This window comes from Ruegeria arenilitoris (assembly GCF_013031355.1).
Taxonomy (GTDB): Bacteria; Pseudomonadota; Alphaproteobacteria; order Rhodobacterales; family Rhodobacteraceae; genus Ruegeria; species Ruegeria arenilitoris_C.
In genome coordinates, this window is the sequence record NZ_WPZO01000009.1 from 121,378 (window position 1) to 141,114 (window position 19,737).

General features: G+C 57.8%; 20 protein-coding genes. 9 read left to right on the plus strand and 11 right to left on the minus strand.

Translation table 11 applies throughout. From position 1 onward, the window contains the following. Positions 1-3 precede the first annotated feature (3 nt). Positions 4-1,119 carry an ABC transporter ATP-binding protein gene (locus GOX63_RS18380; protein ID WP_170327635.1) on the plus strand — a complete coding sequence of 372 codons (1,116 nt, stop codon included), beginning with the start codon at positions 4-6 and terminating at the stop codon, positions 1,117-1,119. A 435-nt stretch (positions 1,120-1,554) separates the two neighbouring features. Here GOX63_RS18380 and GOX63_RS18385 read toward each other — a convergent pair whose 3' ends face one another. Then, the gene (locus tag GOX63_RS18385) at positions 1,555-1,812 is read right to left on the minus strand and encodes a hypothetical protein (protein WP_170327634.1); all 258 of its coding nucleotides are present in this window, start codon (positions 1,810-1,812) and stop codon (positions 1,555-1,557) included. Between the two features lie 792 nt (positions 1,813-2,604). After that, positions 2,605-3,546, minus strand: a complete 942-nt coding sequence (locus GOX63_RS18390; protein ID WP_170546731.1) for a LysR family transcriptional regulator — start codon at positions 3,544-3,546, stop codon at positions 2,605-2,607. 238 nt (positions 3,547-3,784) lie between these two features. On the opposite strand from GOX63_RS18390, the gene GOX63_RS18395 reads away from it, so the two are divergent. Beyond that, positions 3,785-4,525: an SDR family oxidoreductase gene (locus GOX63_RS18395; RefSeq protein WP_170546733.1), complete on the plus strand. Its 741-nt coding sequence runs from the start codon at positions 3,785-3,787 to the stop codon at positions 4,523-4,525. 423 nt (positions 4,526-4,948) lie between these two features. Beyond that, entirely contained in the window at positions 4,949-5,446 is a 498-nt protein-coding gene (locus tag GOX63_RS18400) for a macro domain-containing protein (RefSeq protein WP_367647216.1), read from the plus strand. Between the two features lie 397 nt (positions 5,447-5,843). Here the strand turns inward: GOX63_RS18400 and GOX63_RS18405 are convergent, their stop codons facing one another. From GOX63_RS18405 to GOX63_RS18435, 8 genes are all read right to left on the minus strand, one after another. Then, on the minus strand, positions 5,844-7,454 hold the full coding sequence (locus tag GOX63_RS18405) for a glutamate synthase-related protein (protein WP_170546739.1): 1,611 nt from the start codon (positions 7,452-7,454) through the stop codon (positions 5,844-5,846). 47 nt (positions 7,455-7,501) lie between these two features. Then, positions 7,502-8,743 (minus strand): cation:proton antiporter, encoded by a 1,242-nt coding sequence (locus GOX63_RS18410; RefSeq protein WP_170546742.1) that lies wholly within the window; start codon positions 8,741-8,743, stop codon positions 7,502-7,504. A gap of 133 nt (positions 8,744-8,876) precedes the next feature. Then, the gene (locus GOX63_RS18415; protein ID WP_254436009.1) at positions 8,877-9,173 is read right to left on the minus strand and encodes a hypothetical protein; all 297 of its coding nucleotides are present in this window, start codon (positions 9,171-9,173) and stop codon (positions 8,877-8,879) included. After that, on the minus strand, positions 9,139-9,561 hold the full coding sequence (locus GOX63_RS24155; protein WP_367647217.1) for an alpha/beta hydrolase: 423 nt from the start codon (positions 9,559-9,561) through the stop codon (positions 9,139-9,141). The genes GOX63_RS18415 and GOX63_RS24155 overlap by 35 nt, the downstream gene beginning before the upstream one ends. Continuing rightward, positions 9,474-9,797: a hypothetical protein gene (locus tag GOX63_RS23855; RefSeq protein ID WP_254436010.1), complete on the minus strand. Its 324-nt coding sequence runs from the start codon at positions 9,795-9,797 to the stop codon at positions 9,474-9,476. The genes GOX63_RS24155 and GOX63_RS23855 overlap by 88 nt, the downstream gene beginning before the upstream one ends. Before the next feature lie 259 nt (positions 9,798-10,056). Then, on the minus strand, positions 10,057-10,359 hold the full coding sequence (locus GOX63_RS18425) for an anti-sigma factor family protein (RefSeq protein ID WP_170327628.1): 303 nt from the start codon (positions 10,357-10,359) through the stop codon (positions 10,057-10,059). Continuing rightward, entirely contained in the window at positions 10,356-10,934 is a 579-nt protein-coding gene (locus tag GOX63_RS18430; RefSeq protein ID WP_170546745.1) for a sigma-70 family RNA polymerase sigma factor, read from the minus strand. The genes GOX63_RS18425 and GOX63_RS18430 overlap by 4 nt, the downstream gene beginning before the upstream one ends. A gap of 254 nt (positions 10,935-11,188) precedes the next feature. Further along, entirely contained in the window at positions 11,189-12,061 is an 873-nt protein-coding gene (locus GOX63_RS18435) for a LysR family transcriptional regulator (RefSeq protein ID WP_170546748.1), read from the minus strand. 87 nt (positions 12,062-12,148) lie between these two features. Here GOX63_RS18435 and GOX63_RS18440 point away from each other — a divergent pair, with 87 nt between their 5' ends. From GOX63_RS18440 to GOX63_RS18460, 5 genes are read left to right on the plus strand one after another with little or no spacing between them, the layout of a single operon-like run. Further along, positions 12,149-13,606, plus strand: coding sequence for an aldehyde dehydrogenase family protein (locus GOX63_RS18440; protein ID WP_174826833.1), 1,458 nt, complete (start codon positions 12,149-12,151; stop codon positions 13,604-13,606). Next, positions 13,606-14,580 carry a membrane dipeptidase gene (locus GOX63_RS18445; protein WP_174826838.1) on the plus strand — a complete coding sequence of 325 codons (975 nt, stop codon included), beginning with the start codon at positions 13,606-13,608 and terminating at the stop codon, positions 14,578-14,580. Before GOX63_RS18440 ends, GOX63_RS18445 begins: the two co-directional genes overlap by 1 nt. 4 nt (positions 14,581-14,584) lie before the next feature. After that, positions 14,585-16,273 (plus strand): hypothetical protein, encoded by a 1,689-nt coding sequence (locus GOX63_RS18450; RefSeq protein WP_170327623.1) that lies wholly within the window; start codon positions 14,585-14,587, stop codon positions 16,271-16,273. Continuing rightward, the gene (locus GOX63_RS18455) at positions 16,270-16,899 is read left to right on the plus strand and encodes a DUF3726 domain-containing protein (protein ID WP_170546753.1); all 630 of its coding nucleotides are present in this window, start codon (positions 16,270-16,272) and stop codon (positions 16,897-16,899) included. Before GOX63_RS18450 ends, GOX63_RS18455 begins: the two co-directional genes overlap by 4 nt. 12 nt (positions 16,900-16,911) lie before the next feature. Next, positions 16,912-17,922: an Ldh family oxidoreductase gene (locus GOX63_RS18460; RefSeq protein WP_170327621.1), complete on the plus strand. Its 1,011-nt coding sequence runs from the start codon at positions 16,912-16,914 to the stop codon at positions 17,920-17,922. 39 nt (positions 17,923-17,961) lie between these two features. Here the strand turns inward: GOX63_RS18460 and GOX63_RS18465 are convergent, their stop codons facing one another. After that, positions 17,962-18,840 carry a DMT family transporter gene (locus GOX63_RS18465; RefSeq protein WP_170327620.1) on the minus strand — a complete coding sequence of 293 codons (879 nt, stop codon included), beginning with the start codon at positions 18,838-18,840 and terminating at the stop codon, positions 17,962-17,964. Between the two features lie 58 nt (positions 18,841-18,898). On the opposite strand from GOX63_RS18465, the gene GOX63_RS18470 reads away from it, so the two are divergent. Continuing rightward, positions 18,899-19,735 (plus strand): DUF1868 domain-containing protein, encoded by an 837-nt coding sequence (locus GOX63_RS18470; protein WP_367647215.1) that lies wholly within the window; start codon positions 18,899-18,901, stop codon positions 19,733-19,735. Positions 19,736-19,737 lie beyond the last annotated feature (2 nt).

Below are 19,737 nucleotides of genomic sequence, written 5' to 3' on the forward strand. Positions count from 1 at the left end.
CCGATGGGTTTTCTCGATATCAATAACGTCACCAAATCCTACGGCTCCGTCGAGGTGCTGCATAAGGTCAACATTGCTGTGGAGGAAGGTGAGTTTCTGGTGCTTGTGGGGCCCTCGGGATGCGGCAAGTCCACACTGTTGAACATGATTGCCGGACTGGAGGATATCACTTCGGGGGAAATCCGGATCAAGGACGCGCGCATGAATGGGGTGCATCCGTCCAACCGCAATATCGCGATGGTGTTCCAGTCCTATGCGCTTTACCCGAACATGACGGTTGGCCAGAATATTACTTTCGGCCTTGAAATGCACGGTGTCCCCAAAGCCGAGCGGGAAAAGGCCATGGCCGATGTCGCCAAGCTACTGCAGATCGAACAGCTTCTTGATCGCAAACCGGGTCAACTGTCCGGCGGTCAGCGTCAGCGTGTCGCCATGGGTCGGGCTTTGGTGCGCAATCCCGACGTGTTTCTGTTCGACGAACCATTGTCCAATCTCGACGCCAAGCTGCGGGTCGATATGCGCACCGAAATCAAAAAGCTGCACCAGAATCTTGGTACAACAATCGTCTACGTGACCCACGACCAGATCGAGGCGATGACCCTTTCAACCCGGATCGCCGTCATGAATGGCGGCTATGTTCAGCAACTGGGTACCCCGAAGGAAATCTACGACACACCTTCGAACTTGTTCGTGGCCACGTTCATGGGATCCCCGTCGATGAACCTTATCCGGACAACCATCCGGATCGAAGGCGTTGCGGTTTACGCGGTCACACAGAATGATCGCGGTGAGGAAGTGCGGCTTGCCCTCTGCGCGCCTTTAGACGCGATAAAGTCGTATGACGGCAAAGACGTGATATTGGGAATCCGCCCCGAAGCGCTGACCGATGTAGAAGGCGCGGATCACCGGTCATCGCATATCGAGTCGATCCGAAACACAGTGACAGTGACCGAGCCCGCAGGCTCGGACACGTTCGTGGCCACAACCATCGGAGGCGCCGAATGCGTTGCCCGAATGCGCGCGGATGCAGAGGTGTTACCCGGCCAACAGGCCGAGTTTGCCTTCAACATGGAAAAGGCCGTTGTGTTCGACCCGGAATCCGAGAACAGAATCCTATGAACGCCGCAGAAAACTCAAGCAAACCTTTATTGGGACCAACTCCACAGGATGACCTGTCCGGGCAGCAGCATGAGGCGTGCCGATCCGATTGCGCCGGACGTTGCGCTGTATCCGTTGATCATACTCCACCCCAACCTGCTCTCTGCCACTGAAGCCTAGGTTGAACGACGGACCATATTCCTGACAATCCCGTAAGAAATCATCGCAAGTCGGGAAGTTAGCTTGTTTGCTCGATGTTAGAACAGGCCAAATCTGCGCTTGGCCTATTCCACCAATCGGCATAACCCAAACCCGCCGGCGGCCGAGAGGCCCTAATCGATTGACCCATCACGGCGCATCAACAACGAAACTCCGCACTTTTTTGGCAGCCAAGATCGGCTCTTGGACCAACGCGTGATTTTTATCAGTCTTCGTCCGAAATCAATTGGCGCACGATCAGCGGCGTGGCTTGCGCTGCTTCCATTTTGGGCGCCCAGTCCGCAAGCTCCCAGAAACGTTCATATTTGCTTCAAGCGGGTGCAGGTCTTTCCGCCCCTCCATGAAATAGACAACCCACTCGGCCAACCGACGCCCTGCCCGGCGACTGGCTTCCTTTGCATGTTCGGCACGAGGCTCTCCTACGACTACGGCGCCGTAGTGCAGGTTTTCTTTCTTGGCGACATAGCCGGTAATTCCGAAGACAAAATAGCCCATATACATCATCTGATCGACATCCCCATACAGGCCAGTACACCGCCGCCGCCCAGACTGCCGGCCGAGGTGAACAGCACGGCAAACTTCCCATCGGTTTTGAACCAAATGTCAGGTGTGCGCTCATCCTACAATTGCTTCACCTTCCACGAGACCCCTCCCAAATGAGTCGGGCAGCCAACTGCAATTCCGTCCGCCCAAAACACGTCCTCAGTTTTGGCCTCATCGACATGGCGCACGCGAAGTTCCATGCCTGAACATATTCAACGCCTTCCTCGACATAAGGGACGGTGGTTGAGGTGAACTTTCGGTCGCTTTCGCTGTCGTAGATAATTGGGATTTTCGCTATGTTTCCCTCCCTGACATATGCCTACACGCAGCCATGCTGCGACGGTCAAGGAGAGTTCTTTACCTTTGACCGCCGCACAATTGCCGGCTGATCAGCAACGCCCCGCATAGTGGAATTATCTGATATTTGGTTCAGCGCAGGCAATGCGTTGGCCCTTCAATGGTGCCTTGCACAAGCTGAAAGGCCAACTGGGGGTCGCGCCTTCAGAGCCAGTTAAGTTAAAGGGCTCGCATGACGAGCGTCTGACAGAGTTGTATCGCTTGCATAGCTTCTCAGCTCTGGTTGAGCAGTCTTCTGGTAAATGATCGTTGCCGCGACGACAGGCCATTGTGAAAAAGATGGGCTTTGTTCCAAACGTTTGGCAGTTGAAAGATTGCCTGTCTTAGCCAGCTGGATGCCTGCTCATGTATTCTCGCAAGGCGCAGATTATCACGATGCGTGCCGAATTAGATGATATCGCCGCCGGGAAACTCGTTTCCCAGATCTAGTTCAGCCGAACGGCTCATTTCAGTGAATGAGCCTACAATGTAACGCCCCAAGGGTTCATGTGCCGTTTTTTGGGTCCAAACCATTTCGCTCTCCCATTTCGGCAAATCCAGCGGTGTGGGAAAGACGTCGCACCCAGCGCGCCGTGCAACCGGAGTCAACGACGTCGGCACCGTTGCAATTAAGTCGGATTGAGCGACTAAATCGGGCAGCAAAGCAAATTGCGCACAGGTCAAAACAACTTGCCGGGATTTCCCCAGCTTTTTTAAAGCTTTATCCACCGAGCCGATTTTGTCATTGTTCAGCGTCATCAAGGCGTGGCGGGCCTTTAAGAATGGCTCAAGCGTCAATCCATCTCGGGTCAAAGGGTGATCGCGGCGAGCAATGCACACAAAGCTGTCCGGCATGATTGTTCGCCGATGAAACCGCGCGGGAAGCTGACCAAATGTGCCAATGGCCAGCGTCACTGTTTCGGAATCCAATTGATCAATCAGATCCGCCTTGTTCATCGGTACAAAGCGCAGGCCAAGATTTGGCGCGTGTACTGAATAGTAGGTGACCATCGCAGGTGCCAAACGCAGAATTGCCAAATCCGAAGCTGCAACAGTGATTTGGCCTTGGGCGTGTTTGGGATCAAACTCGCTTTGCTCCAGCATTTCGGAAACGATCGACAGCGCGCCTTGCACTTTTGGTGCCAGTTCTTCGGCACGGCTGGTTGGCACCATTCCTCCCGGTCCCCTTTGAAATAGCGGATCCTCGAACCTGACACGAAGCCGGTTCAGCGCGTTACTCATGGAGGGTTGGGCAAGACCAATAGACTCTCCCGCGCGTCCGACATGTCGTTCACGATACATCGCATCGAAGGCTTTGAGGAGGTTGAGGTCGAGAGTATTAATATTCATTTGGAGAATTTATTACATTCCATCTATCCATTTCAACAACTTCCCGATGCGCATTACATATCCGGTCAGAAACAAAAAAGACGCTCAGATTGCGGCGCGCCGAAGCTTCAAAGGACACTGTGATTGCTTGAGGCATCTGACAACGGAGTTGGGCCTGGAAGAGTGATCCTCAACCAACCGAACCAGTCCAGAGCTGCGATACGGGGCGAATGCCACTGAGTGAAAAAGGACTTCAACTGTGACAAACGTTTTTGAAACCGCGCTAAAAGGCAAACATGTCGTCATCGTTGGCGGTGGCAGCGGTATGGGCAAGGCGACAGCCGAACTGGCGGCCAGCCTGGGTGCCAGGGTTACAATCGCAAGCCGCAACGAAGAGAAACTGAAGGCAGTTGCATCGGAAATAAAGGGCGACATTTCGGTCGCTACAGTGGACACCACTGATGAAGCCGGTGTCAAAACCTGGGCTGCCAATCTCGGCAAAGTCGATCATCTCGTCATCTCGGCTTCCAGCGCTGCTCATGGCGCGTTTGCTGAACTGCCGACTGACGATCTGCGCGGCATGCTTGAAGCCAAATTCATTGGCCCATACGTAACCGCGCGCGAGGTTCTGCCGTATCTGGCCGACGGTGCATCGATCACGCTGTTTTCCGGTGTGCTGAGCCGACGCCCCTCGGTTGGCGCAACCGGTCTGGGTGCGGTGAATGCAGCTGTTGAGGCTTTGACCATGGGTCTCGCGCAAGAACTGGCGGGCAAGGCCCGCGTCAACTGCATCAGCCCCGGGATGGTTGCGACCGAAGCCTATGCAGGCATGCCAGAAGAGGCTCGCGAAGGCATGTATGCGCAGGTTGGCAACTCTCTGCCCGTTGGCCGCGTCGGCAAGGCTAACGAAATTGCTCAGGCGGTCGTCATGGCAATGACCAACGATTTCCTGACAGGTTCTGTGCTGGATATCGACGGCGGTCATCTCGTCCGGGACTAAGAAGCAAAAAGGGGTCTTAAGGGGCCCCTTTCCTCTCTTGGCCCTCGTGAAGCCGACTTTGTTAGATTCCGCCTATTTCGCAGAAATTGCTTTGAAGTAGACGGTTGTCTTCACAGACCCACCGACGACTCTTGGCAATGCCGCCGATCTGCTTGAGGCTAATGAAGTTTTGGCTGCGCAGATCCGCCACACACCCCGACCAGCAAGCCCTGACTTGTTGCGGCAGTGGGTTCAGGGATTGCTGACAATTCGTCCGGCACACCTGGTGAACACCGTCCTTTTTGGTACCGTCGAAGCTTGGATTGGATCTGAAACAACGCCCCTAACCCATCTGCAGACCTACCCGGTTTAGCCGTCGGCGAAACGGGCGGCACGCAAATTTCTGTATGGCAGGGCGACATCACCCATCTGGAAATAGATGCCATTGCGAACGCGGCCAACGCTCAGATGTTGGGGTGTTTCATGCCCTTTCACCGGTGTTTCGACAATGCCATCCACATCGCTGCCGGGCCGAGATTGCGAGCACACTTTCAGACAATCATGGACCTACAGGGACATGACGAGGAAACCGGAAGCGCCAAGATCACACGTGGCTACCGGCTGCGTTCTAAATTTGTGCTGCATACCGTTGGACCAATCGTCCCGCGCGGCGCTGCACCAAACCAAAACGATCACTCTGCCTTGGCCCGTGGCTACACATCCTGCCTGAACCTGGCTGCCGAAACCGGATTGGTCAGATCAGTCGCCTTTTGCGGCATCTCAACCGGGGTTTTCGGCTTTCCAAAAGAGCCGGCTGCACGCACTGCGGTCGCGACGATGCTTGAGTGGCTGCGCCAAAATGCCGGCAAGATGGACCATGTGATGTTCAACGCCTTCGACGTCGTATCCACCTCTCATTACTTGGAACTTCCTCGAAACTGAGAACCTGACATGGCATCAAACTTTGAACAGGCACCAAAGGCACGGGCGTTGTGAACCTGCGGATTGTTCGGGCATTCATGGTTCTGCAAATTAGGGCTGACATTCAGAAACAGCCACAGAAAGGCTGCATCGCCGGTCAGCATGATGCCGTCGTAGATCCATTTGTTCCGGTTCAATTAAACGGGGATATACTTGACGCTCATTGCCCCACCTTTCCGGATTGTGAAACACGTACGGGCACAAAATCGGCAGGCCAGCTTTGACGCATGATCAAACCCAGCGCGACGATCAGCACAATCGAGACCCAAGGGCAACAGCAACCTTTCCGTGAGTTGCGCGGACGACGCGAAAACGTGCCGTTTCTTGCGCACGGCCGTAACGATGGCATCCGCGGCGGTCACTTCATCCCTCCGAAGGTCACGCCTGACAGGTCAGCCATGTCGCGCTTCCAGGTGGTCAGATCGTCGATATTGAAACCCGACAGGTGATTGTGGCCGCAGGCGCGGGCCATCACCTGCATCAGCTCGACCGAGGCTTCGAAAAAGTTCGCCAGCTGCCTGGCCGACTTCTCAGCCACCAGCCGGCTGACAAGATGTGGCTTCTGGGTGGCGATGCCGACGGGACAATTGTTGGTATGGCAGGCGCGCATGGCAATGCAGCCAATCGATTGCATGGCCGCGTTGGATACCGCAATCGCATCAGCCCCCAGCGCCAAGGCCTTGATGAAATCCGCCGGTTTCCGCAGCCCCCCGGTGATGACAAGCGTCACGTCACCGCGATCCATCCAGTCGAGATGTGCACGTGCGCGGGCCAGCGCTGGGATGGTGGGGACCGAAATGTTGTCACGGAAGATGATCGGTGCCGCCCCGGTGCCGCCGCCCCGACCATCGAGGATGATATAGTCGACACCCACCTCAAGCGCGGCCTCGATATCTTTTTCGATATGCTGGGCCGACAGCTTGTAGCCGATCGGAATGCCTCCGGTGCGCTCGCGCACCTCATCGGCGAACTCCCGGATCTGGGCCGGTTCCGTCCATTCGGGAAAACGCGGCGGCGAGATTGCGCTCTGACCGGGTTCCAGACCGCGCACTTCGGCAATTTTTCCTTTTACCTTGTTGCCGGGAAGATGGCCGCCCGTACCGGTTTTGGCCCCTTGCCCGCCTTTGAAGTGGAACGCCTGCACATTTGCCAGCTTGTCCCAGGAAAACCCGAACCGGGCCGAGGCAAGTTCATAGAAATAGCGGCTGTTGGCAGCCTGCTCGTCGGGCAACATGCCCCCCTCACCGGAACAGATTCCCGTCCCGGCCATTTCCGCCCCCATGGCCAACGAGACTTTGGCGGTTTCCGACAAAGCGCCAAAGCTCATGTCCGAGACGAAAAGCGGGATTTTCAGCCGCAGCGGTTTTTTGGCGTTGGGGCCGATCACCACGTCGGTGCCGACCGGATCGTCATCCAGCAATGGCGCCTTGTGCAGCTGCGCAGTCAGGATCTGGATATCGTCCCAGTCGGGCAGCTGCGTGCGCGGCACCCCCATGGATTCCACCGCCCCATGATGGCCGGTCTTGGTGAGCCCCTGTTTGGCATATTGCTGGATCAGCCCGTTGTAAGGCTCTTCCTCGGTGCCGTGGCTGGTATCGGCATAGAGACCCAGATACTGATCCCGCTTGAACGGCTGCGGATTTTTTAGCGCCCAAGCGTTGATTTCATCCTCGTCAACCCAGACCTCTCCATTTTCGATCCAGGATTGGAACTTTGGCAAGGCCTCGTCATTGGCATATTCCGACACCCCGCTGTCGACCCGATAATCCCAGTAATGTACTCCACAGATCAGGTTGTTGCCGCGCACGAACCCGTCCGCCATCAACGCGCCACGATGCAGGCAGCGCCCGTAGAACACCGACACCTCCTCGTCAAAGCGGACGACAACCAGATCAACCTCGCCCACCAAGGCGTATTTCGGCTTTCGGTCCGGCAGGTCGTCCAGTTTGGCGACTGATACTTTGTTCATGAGAGTCTCCCTGTTCTTGCTGCTTGGCTGGCGTTGAGTGAGTGGCGTCAGGTTTCGGTTCCAATCGGTTTTTCGGCCTCGGGCTGGCTTTCCGGGCAGGCTCCCCATCTCGCAATCATCCGGCCGTACCAGCGTGCCGCCGGGGCCGCCGTAACCCCGTGGAGCACGGCGCTGATCCAGACCGTATTGATCGCCAGATGCAGAATATGGTCTTCGAACTCATGCGGCAGCGTATCCAGCACCAGCAGCGCAAACAGCGCGGTCGCCAGTCCCCGCGGCCCGAACCATCCAAAAAACACACGCGTGAGCGGGGATGCGTCGGTTCCAATCAAGGACAGCCAGATAGCCAGCGGCCGCACGAGGAAAAGACTGGCAAGGATCAGCGAAAGCATGGGCCAGGTCAGATGCGCCAGCGCTTCGGGCACAAGCCCCGCACCGATCAGCAGGAAGGCGGCCCAGGCCAGAATTTGCCCTTCGCCTTCGGTGAATTCGTATACAAACCGGCACTGGCCTTTGACGACATTGCCAAAGCAAAGCCCGGCAACGAAAGCTGAGATAAACCCATTGCCACCCACAATCCCGGCCAAAAGATAGGCCCCGCCCGCCATGGCGACCGCGCCAATCCCCTCGTAGGCGTCCGAGGTGGTGGCCAGGCTTTTGGCCCGCAAAAGCGCCCAGCCACCGGCGAATCCTACAAGCGCCCCGGCAAGCGGACCCAGCACAACCTGTTTCAGACCAAACAAAATCCAATCGGTCGAACTGTTGGACATGTCCTGAGCCACCAATGCCGCCAGCAGCAGGATCGCAGGCAGCGCCAGCCCATCATTCAAGCCGCTTTCCACGATCAACGCACGGCGCGGGCGCAGCGGAACATCCGGGTTGGTGACCACTGGCTGCCCCAGCGCTGCATCTGTCGGCACCAAAATCGAAGCCGCCAGAGCTGCGGTCAATAGTGACCATTCCGGCATAAGTACCCATCCCGCAAGGGTCCCGAAGAGGATCGCCAGCGGAAGGCCCACAAGCAGCATCCGTTGCGGCCAGATATGGCGGCGTTTCAGAGAATTCAGATCGGTCTGCGCTGCGTCCAGAAACAACAGGATGACTAGGGCAACTTCGGCAACCGGATGCAGCAGGTCCTCGATCCCTTGCGCCGACAGCAGCCCGGTTTTCGAAAGACCCGCACCCAGCGCAAGAAACAGCATCGGCGCGGTCAGAATCGTGCGCGACAACCGGACAGCCAGCAGGCAATAGGCCGCGGTGACGAAGCTGACGATGATCAATCCTGACAAGCTCTGCCCCTCCCAAGGTGTAGGCGCTGGAGTTTCAAACCCGCACCCGGTTAACGTCTTTGATGCCGCTGCTGTCTACAACGTTACAGCAATCGGATCATTTTTTGTCCGGCCACATGCCCTGCGGCTGTGGTCAACGTTCCGCCGGGATCTGTTCCGCCTGTACCGCAGAGTAGCCTTCGGGGATTTCCCGGAAGTTCTTTTGCCGGGAAGCCAGCGGACGCGTCTCGCTGCCCGGAGCGGCCCCGGTGCCAATCAACAGGGCGATATCCGACAGGACCACAGGATTGTCGCGATAATAGGTGTGCCCGAACAGGTCCGAGGCCCCTTTCACATCAATAAAATGCACATTGCGCACATTGGCGAATATCTCGCTTTCCGTTTGGCCGACCACCTCACCTTCCTGGCATCCAAACTGAACCCCCGCCATCAGGTTCTGCGACAGGCCAAGCGCAAGGTCGTTCCGGTTTGAATAGATTCGTTATTTGCCCAATGGCAGGGCCGAACTGTTCCTCGATCAATCGCTGACTTACCACGCCGAAATCCAGATCCTGAGCTGGGAGTATCAGGTTCTCAACCTTGAGAACCCTGCGCGGGTCGCAACCGTATGCCCGAGCCTCGATCATCAATTCGCGCAGAGCGGTTGTGGTGACATCCGTTCCGCGACTGTGGGCGATGATGTGTAGCCGCTTCACTTTGGACATTGCGCACAGCATCCGCAATGTCTCTTTCAGATGGAAAATCGTGCATTCTCCGGATTCCCGGTCGGTGAAATAGCCGAACAGACTGCCACGGCGCGATGGCCATGAATACAGGATGGGAACGCTGCGCGGGCCGGTAAAATGCCAAACATCGGCCAGAGATACCGCGCCTGTTCCTGAATCCCGGCCAGCTCCAGACGGATCGGTTTCGCACGGTCTTGCGTGCTGCTGGCGGCGGCAAGGCTTTGCAAGCTTGTGCGGTCACCGAACCCGATGCGAACGGTCCCGGCGACCATGGCTTGAGACCGATCTGATCCGTAAGTCACGTCATCCGCACGAGACCAACCGGTCACGTGAAGCAAATCAGCCGCCGGCTTTCAGTTTGCGTCCGGCACATTATTGGCCGGTTAGGATGCCGGCTTGGTGTAGATATTTGGTGTCTCGACCAGCGTATTGGGCCCGGTACAAGCAGCAAACAGCATCAAAATCAGTGCAGCGGCACAGACCTTTCCACCTTTCGGTCCACAGTTCCGCATCTAATCTACTCTCCTTCAACACATTTGCTTGGAGATAGAATTCGATAGCAGCCGAGGGGTTACAAACTTCTGAAGGTCAACTGTCCTTGGCCGCCAGTATCGCGGCAATCAGATCTTCGGGAACCGATGCTTCAAGCTCGTCATAGTCTTTCCGTGTGGCCTTTGCCGCGGCCAGCGTGCGTTTGTAGGCAGCAAGGTAGAGGCGGCATGACCGGCAGACCCGCAGATGCAGTTCGAAAACGCGTTTTCGCGCCGGTGGCAACTCGTCTTCAAGATAGGCGAGGATAAAATCCTCGAACTCGTTGCAAGTGATCATGCCGGGGAACCTGAACATCACACCGTGCATCCGGCGTTTCAGCGTTTGCGCGGCCTTTTTCATAGCGCACCTCCTCGCATCATCGGCTCCAGGAGTTTTTTCAATGCCGCCCGTGCACGATGCAGCCGCACTTTCACATTTGCCTCGCTCAAACCAAGCGCCTCTGCAACTTCAATTGTCGACATTTCTTCGATGTCCCGAAGGACAAGAACGATGCGGTATGGATCGGGCAACTCTTCGATTTTCTCTTTCATGATGTCCCGCACCTGACGCGAGTGCAGATGATCCTCGGACGTTATCGGCAAGGTGAAAGGATCGTCCACCCGGCATCCGTTGCGATCAAATTCGGGCAACAGCGGGTCTATCGGCCGCTCATTGACGCGCTTTTGCTTTCGCAGCAGCATCAGCGCCTCGTTCACCACGAACCGGTGCATCCATGTCCTGAGGTTGGACCTGCCCTCAAACCCGTCCAGACTTCGGTAAATCTTGGAAAACGCCACCTGAACCGCATCTTCGGACAAGGATCTATCTTTCAGAATCCGCTGGGCGACCGCAACCATCCAGGCGGTGTTGCCCCGAACGATTTCTTCAAAATCCAAATCGGAAACTGTGTCCGAACGAGAATGCGGTTCGATCATGTACTGGTACTTTTCGAACTATAAGCTGTTGGGCCGCCTTGGGTTTTCCCAAAAAGAACCCTGCTTGTCAGCTTATTGAAATCCCGACTCTGTGACAACCGATGCCCTTTGGCTTTGATCGGGGTTGGTTTTCGTATCGTGTTTCCGAAGTCTAGGTTTCGGAGAGTTTGATACGTCGGTGAACTGCCTGCATCGGCGCAACGCGTTCGGCTGTGGATCTGGCGAAATAAGGAAATCCAATTTGTTCAATTGTTTCAGATCAGTTTTCTACTCTGGATAAAGGCGCTGCATTCGTCCGTCAGTTCCTGAAACCGGGGTTTTTCCTTTACGTACAAATAGACCTGCCGTTTGTCGGGCAGGTCCGGCAGGGCGCGAAAGGCGGTGGTTTCGGGAATAAAACGCGCGACAGTTTGCGGGAGCACGGTCACCCACTTCCCGGTTCTGACCATTGTAATAAGCGAATGCGTGTTGTGAATAGTGACGTCGGCATCGGTGATCGCCTCTACAAACTTGGGCGTTTGGATAAGATCGCACAGGGCATTCCGAACAAACGCAGAGGCCATTACATCATCCAGAGTGGGCGGTGTGGGGTTTGTGATAAGCGGGTGATCCGACGCGCAAACAAGCCCGAATTGATCCTCGAACAGGGGAATGGCTTTGATACCTTTCAACGGGTGAAAGCCCGAGGCAATTCCGATGTCTGCCTTGCCGTCGACAAGCGAATCCAGAACCTGCTGCGTGTCCGTATCGCGCAATTCGACTTTCAGCCCGGGAAAACAGTGGGTCATGTGTTCAAGAACCGAAGGAAAGACCAACGCGGCGACTGAGGGAACCGACACTATTCGCATCAGGCCGTGGGTGGCATCCGCAACCGCCTCGATAGACTGCACCGTCTGATCAAACTGGCGAACCTGCTTCAAGGACAATTCGAACACCTGCTCTCCCAGTGCGGACAGATGGGTCTTTCTTTCTCCCTCAAACAATTTTTTACCCAAATGGCTCTCGAGTTGCTTGAGCGTCATCGAAACGGCCGATTGGGTGCGTCCCAGACGGTCGGCTGCCTCGGTCAGGTTGCCTGTTTGCGCGACAGTACAAAAGCAGCGCAGCATTTCGATCTTGATTGCCATACTTCAATCTTTCTGAAGTTTTTTTCAATTGTTTGAATTTGACTGATACTGATCACAAAGTCCATTCTCTGCTCGACCAATTTTGACATGGGGCCTGTTGTGACCAACCTGAACCTGATTGCCGGCGAATGGCTGGCTGGCGAAGCCGAAATCGAAAACCGCAATCCTTCTGATCTGAGCGACCTGATCGGTCATTTCGCGCAGGCCAGTGCGGATCAGCTTGAGGCAACGCTGGATCAGGCGCGTGTGGCGCAGGCTGAATGGGCGGCATACGGGCTTGAGCGCAAGCAGGCGGTTCTGATGAACATCGGCACCGAACTGATGTCGCGTGCCGAAGAGCTTGGCACCCTGCTCAGCCGGGAAGAGGGCAAACCGCTGGCCGAAGGTAAAGGTGAAGTTTACCGGGCCGGGCAGTTTTTCACCTATTACGCTGCCGAGTGCCTACGCCAGATCGGCGAAAACGCCGACTCCGTACGCCCGGATATCGAGATCGACGTCCGCCGCGAAGCGGTCGGCGTTGTTGCTGTCATCAGCCCTTGGAACTTCCCGACCGCCACGGCGTCGTGGAAAATTGCACCGGCGCTGTGCTACGGCAATGCGGTGGTCTGGAAACCCGCCAACATCACTCCGGCGTCGGCTGTTGCCCTGACCGAGATCATCAGCCGTCAGGACATCCCCAAGGGCCTGTTCAGCCTTGTCATGGGATCGGGCCGCTCCATCGGGCAGCGGCTGGTGGAAAGCCCCAAGGTCAACGCCATCTCGTTCACCGGTTCGGTGCCGGTCGGCAAAGGCATCGCCGCGGCCGCCATTCAAAACCTGACAAAAGTGCAGATGGAAATGGGGTCGAAAAACGCGCTGGCCGTCATGGACGACGCCGATCTGGACCTTGCTGTTTCGCTGGCGCTGGGTGGTGCGTTCGGGGGGACCGGTCAGAAATGTACCGCATCATCACGGCTGGTGGTTCATACCGCCGTGCACGATGCCTTTGTCGAAAAACTGGTGGCCAGTGCGCAGGCGATGAAAGTCGGGCACGCGCTGGCCGACGGTACACAGATGGGGCCAGTGGTCAGCGAACAGCAGTTGGCCGAAAATCTGGCTTATGTCGATCTTGGCAAGTCCGAAGGGGCAGAACTGGCCTGCGGCGGCCAGCGATTGGAGATGCCCCAAGACGGCTATTACATGAGCCCCGGCGTGTTCCTGAACACAACCAACGACATGCGCATCAATCGCGAAGAGATGTTCGCACCGCTGACCTCGGTCATCAAGGTCGGCAGCTATGACGAGGCGCTGGCAACGGTCAACGACACCAATTTCGGCCTCACCTCGGGCATCGTCACGCAAAACCTGGCCCGCGCCACGCATTTCCGCCGCAACGCGCGCACCGGGGTCGTGACGGTGAACCTGCCCACTGCCGGCACCGACTATCATGTGCCCTTTGGCGGACGAGGAGACAGCTCTTACGGCCCGCGTGAACAGGGCAAGGCCGCGGCCGAGTTTTATACGACGGTCAAAACTGCGTATATCAGCGCCGGAAAGCCGGTGTGATGCGGATCGACGGGCTGCAATACGCCAATTGGTCTGAAAAGATCTTTCGGCAATTGCGCGAAGGGGGCGTCGACGCAATCCATGTCACCATCGCCTATCATGAAAACTTCCGCGAAACCGTTCTGAACTTTGAAAAGTGGAACAGGTGGTTCGAGCAATACCCCGATCTGATCATGAAAGGGTTGTGGGCCAGCGACATCGACAAAGCGCGCGAAACCGGGCGCACGGCTGTGTTCTTTGGCTTCCAGAACCCTTCGCCCATCGAGGACGATATAGGATTAGTCGAAATCGTGCACACTCTGGGCGCGCGGTTCATGCAGCTGACTTATAACAACCAATCCCTGCTGGCCACGGGCTGCTATGAGGCCGAAGATACCGGCATCACCCGCATGGGCCGTCAGGTGATCAAGGAAATGAACCGGGTCGGACTTGTGGTGGACATGAGCCACTCGGCCGACCGCTCCACCATCGAAGCCGCCGAGCTGTCCGAACGCCCGATCGCCATCACCCACGCGAACCCGCACGAATGGTCACCCGCCCTGCGCAACAAGCGTGATGATGTGATCCGGGCTGTGACCGAAAACGGTGGGATGATGGGCTTTTCGGTCTATCCTCATCACCTGAAAGACAAGTCGGACTGCACGTTGGACAGCTTTTGCGAGATGATCGCGCGCACGGCCGAGAAATACGGCGCAGAGCACCTCGGGATCGGCACGGATTTGTGTCAGGATCAGCCTGACAGCGTTGTCGAATGGATGCGGGTTGGACGCTGGTCCAAACAGATCGACTATGGCGAGGGGACGGCCAGCAACCCGGGCTTCCCTGCGATGCCAACCTGGTTTCGGGACAACCGCGACTTTGGGAACATTGAACAAGGGTTGCGTGCGACCGGCCTGAACGATGACGAAGTGGCCGGGATCATGGGGGGAAACTGGTACAGGTTCTTTGCCGAGAACTTCGTTGCCCGGGGGTAGCCGAATGAAAACACAGGCGCACACTCACATCGACCGACGAGACCCTGAAACCGTCATGCGGCTGTCGCGGCTGGGGTCCTTACACCAGTGTCGGCTAAGCTTCATGCGACAGCTGACCCGCCGCATGGCGCGGGAAAACTGGTCCTTTTCGCGCCCGGTTTTCGACATTGACGCCAACGGCGTCGGAACAGCGGTCTACACCGCCCACGGCCCGGAAAGGGCGTATTCGCTGGTTGCCTTCGCCCATGACCTGCCGCCCGAGAAACGCTCGGACCGGGTGATTGCCGACGCTTGGGACGCCACCTTTGCCTTGTTTGACGGCATCCCAACCCAGGCGGATATCGAGCGTCTTTCCAAGAACGTCCCCCTGCAGGAAACCGGGCGCGTCAGTGAAACCGAGCTGTCTTTGTCCCGCGCCAACCGCTCGGTCCGGCTGTGGGAGCACGTGGTTGATGCTCTGGCCGCTGGGCAGCAACCGGATCTGCAGCAGATCTATCAGGTCGGCTATCTGATGCGTACGACCGCCGTCTATGGGTCCGGCAAGTTTGGCGCGGCAGATCGCGAGAACATCGCGAACCGCCCGGAAACCTGCGCCCCCTTTCAGGCCGAAATGTTGTCGGTTTATCTGACCCGCGCCTTCGTCCGGGATCTGGTTCAACACATAGCCGACGCCAAGGGCGGCGATCAGGCCGCAAAGCTGGACCCGGACATCGCCCATTGGCTGGGCATCGGCAATTCCACTGGCCTTGGCATGGCGCCGTTCATTGTCAACCATCCCATTCTGTTCAACAACTGGGTCATGGCCCGGGAAGAGGCGATCGCGCGTGTCCGATCGGTGGAAACCTCATCTGCGGCCGAGGTCGATCACTTCCGCAGTACTTTCGAACGCAGTCAGCTATCCATGACATGGTGGCGGTCTGAGCATCCCCTACAAATCGAGAAGCTGGCGGCGTTGAACGCTGACCTACAGGCGATCTCGGACTATGTGGATCAGGTCGGTTTGACCGGCAACCATCCCTGGGATCGTCTGGTGAGTTGGTCGCAAACCAAGCTCAGCGAAGAAGGACAGGAATACCTCGCCTCGCTGATCCTTGAACCCTACGCAGATCTCGTGGACGGATTGGCCTCGTGCATGGCCGACGGCAATGCCGAGGCGTTTGTGATCGACGGGTCGATGCCGATCAGCGAGGTCCGCGATCTGATCCGGGACGCATTTGGCTGGGCGGTGGATCTGGATTGGGCATCCCGTGAAAACTGCGCCCGCGCTTGGTATGTGTCCGAAGAGAAACTGGAACCCCGCATGGGCGAACGGTTCGAAGAACCCATCGCGGACTATGAGCAGCCACTGGCCCCGGCGCGGGACGCCGCCGCAGCCCACGCGATGTTGAGCGAATGGGACGACGGCCAGCCAGTAGCAGAGTTCCTGCTGCGCCATCCCGAACATCGCCACACCGTCCGGCGCGCCCAGATGACCCGCTCCGCACCTTATGGCGAAATCCGGGACAATACGATTGGCGCAACGGTTGTGCCTCTCGACATGTTGCGGGCAAAGCTGTCGTTCTTCGGCGCCACACATTTCGATCCGCGTTCAGATCGCTGGGTTCGCATTTGCATGTATGCCGGTGCGCCCTACCCCGAGGAACTGACATCTGAGAACGCCGATCTTTGGGTCTATCCAGAGGTGCCAGCATGAGTTTCTCACTGAACGAGATGGAGGCAACCGCCAAACGTGCCACCCGCGGAGCGGGCTATTCCTGGGGACAGGCGGAGGAAGCGTCGAAAGCGGTGCGCTGGCTGTGCGCCCAAGGTCTGGATGGCGCCGAAATTCTCGCCCGGTTGCTGACGCTCGGGCTGGCATCAGACCTTGCTACCCACCGCCCCCGGCAGGTCGATGGCCCGTGGCAAAGCGACGGCAGGTTGTGCCCTTTGTCGGCAGGTCCTCTTCTGTCCGACTGCGCTTATCTGCTGAAAACCGCCCCGGTCGAAATGCGGGACGTTGTTGCACCTGAGCTGCTGCTGCCCTTTGCCGCCAATGCGGCGCGTGTTCTGAAATGCTGGATAAGCGTCGAAATCGACGGCTCGCTGGCGGTCACAGACGGAGATCACCTTGCCGTCCTAGATGTTTTGCCCGCCGCAGCCAGACGGGTCACCGTTTCGCAGGGTGTTGCACCTGAGGCCCTGCGCAACCGGCACACGCGCGCGCAGCCCGCGCCGCGTAATTGGGATGTTCTGAACCGTTTTGCCCACCAAACCTACGCCCCCGCAACCGAGGAATCCCGCCTGCTGGGCGCAGGGGCCGGGCTTTCCGACAACGACTGAAAAGAGACCCACGTGACCGACACACGGACCCTTACCCTCGCCGAAATTGAAGAGCTGTCTTTCCGCGCGCTGGTCGCAGCGGGCACATCCAAAGACAACGCCCGCCCATTGGCGCAAGCAACCGCCGCGACCGAGGCAGACGGCGTCGCAAGCCACGGCCTGGCTTACATCCCGATCTATTGCGAGCATGTGCAATGCGGTAAGGTTGATGGGATGGCAATGCCTGTGCTGACGCGCCCCCGACCGGGCGTCTTGACCGTCGATGCCGCCACGGGCTTTGCCCACTCTGCCATTGATCTGGGATTTGACGCTCTGATCCCTGCCGCGCGGGAACAAGGCGTTGCGGTTCTGGCCATCAAGAACAGCTACAATTGCGGCGTTCTTGGGTTTCACACCTACAGGCTTGCCCAAGCCGGGCTGGTTGCGCTGGGGTTCACCAATGCGCCGGCCTCGATTGCCCCGTCCGGTGGCTCGAAACCTGTCGTGGGCACCAATCCGTTTTCTGTCGCCGTCCCGGGAACCGATGGCCAGCCCGCCTTGTTGATCGACCAAAGCGCCAGCACGATTGCCAAAAGCGAGGTCATGAAACATGCGCGCGAAGGCAAGCCGATCCCGGTTGGCTGGGCACTGGACGCCGAGGGCAACCCGACAACCGATCCGGAGGTCGGTCTAAAGGGCTCAATGGCACCTTCGGGCGGCTACAAGGGCGTCGGCGTCGCGCTGCTGGTCGAGGTTTTGGCCGCCGCCCTGACCGGGGCCACGTTGGGCATCAATGCCTCGCCATTTTCGGGAACGGCAGGCGGTCCCCCGAAAACCGGCCAATTCTTCATAGCCATCGATCCGGGCGCAACAGCCGAGGGGGCGTTCGCGGCTGGTGTCGCAGAACTGGTCGAGGCCATCCGCCTTCAGGACGGGGCACATCTGCCCGGTGACGGACGCCGGGCCAAGCGTCTGGCAGCCCAAAATAAAGGTGTGGCAGTGAGCACGGCGACACTTGCCAGGATTGAAGCACTTTTGGGTTAGATGATCGGTTTGGCAGGGTTTCCCTCGGCTGCCTAGGGTTCACCCCTTGGCGGCCGAAGCCCACTTGTCTGACTGATGCAGGATCAAAGAGCCAAGCCCCGAAAACGCGATCAGCACGAGGCCCAACAGAGAATAGGCATCCGGCCAATCTTTGAACACGAGAATCCCAAGCACCGTTGCGGAAACCAGTTGGCTGTAGACCAATGGCGCAATCAGGCTTGCCTCGGCCGACTTGTTTGCGATCACCAACAAGTAATTACCCACAGCAGAGGCAAAAGCGCTCAGCAGTATCAACGCCGCGACCGAGATGTCAGGCGCAGGAAACTCCGCCGTTAGACCGAGCGGCGTCAACAGCACCGAACCGATCAAGAGTTGGGAAATAAGCAGGAACCGCGGCCGGTAAGCGCCCGCAAGCGTTCGCGTCATCACCAGATAGGCGCCATAGAATCCGCCGGCCGCCAGCGCGAAGATCATGCCGGAAGACACGCCGAAACCCGGCTTTACGACCAACATAACCCCGACAAATCCAATCGCCAGCAGGATACTGCGGCGGCGCGACGGTTTTTCGCCAAGGAACAGGATGGCAAGGACATAAGACACCACCGGCCCGATGAAAAACGCCCCAAAGACATTGGCAATCGGTTCGGTTCGCAGTGCCGTCAGGATGCAGCAAATCCCCCCGGCGATAAAACACGCCCGCAACATGACGCGCCAATCTCGGAAGTTTGGCAACTCGCTTGCTGTAAGCCCGCTAAATGGCAGCAGCAGGATTGCGGCCAGAGCGAAGCGCGACCAGGCAACGATGATCGGATCGACGCCGCCGCCGGTCAGAAGCTTGCCCGCAGTGTCACCGATCACAACAAAGGTCACCGCAGTGAACACAAGCCCGGCAAGTTGAAAAAGATTGGGCGATGTCATTGTCGATGCGCCTGTGAAAATTGCCTGAACTGCATGGCCGAGAGTTTTCCGACAAGGTGTGGATTTATATACCGGTTATAGCGCGCTCTCCGTCAATCCGAAGCAGAACCTTTTCTGGCGCCAAAGCCCCATTCCGGTCATAACCTTGCAACAGACCTCGAATAAGGTGCCAAAAAAACGGAGCTTAACAGTGCCTTTGAATGTTGACGTCGCATCCTTCGCAGCCAGCAGAAACCCGGACGTCCCGCGGCGGTTTGGCCAGCGATATAACGCTGAAAAATTCCTGCCCGAGGCCGGCAACACCGTTGTCTGCCATCTTGATTTCGATGCCTCAGCTCACAAGGCGGTGCTGGACGCGCGCAAGAGAATGATGGCGTTGCCGGAAGCCGGGCGCTTTCTTTTTACCCCTGCTGAAAGCCTGCACATGACGGTGTTTGAAGGTGTTATCGAAACCCGTCGCACGCCGGACACATGGCCCCGCGATCTTGACCGGGATGCCTCGGTCAGCAGCGTCACCGACGCCATGATCGACCGGCTCGCTGATTTTTCCGCACCCTCTAGCTTTGCTGTGCGCGTTACAGGCTGCAGCCCTACGGGTCTTGCGCTCAAAGGCGCCACCGACGAAGACGAGGCGAAAATGCTGGCCTGGCGCGAGGCGCTGACCGAGCCCTTCGCGTATCGCCACGAAGACCATGACGCGTATCAGCACCACATGACCTTTGCCTATCCAATCACGTGGCTGCCCGATGCTGTCCTGCCCATCTGGGAAGCTGAACTTGCAGCTATCCTTGCAGATCTGGCAGAGGCCGCGCCTGTCATCCCACTTGCCGCCCCTGCCTTTTGTCAGTTTGCCGACATGACGCGGTTCGAAGAACTCCGAGTGCTTAGCACCTAAGC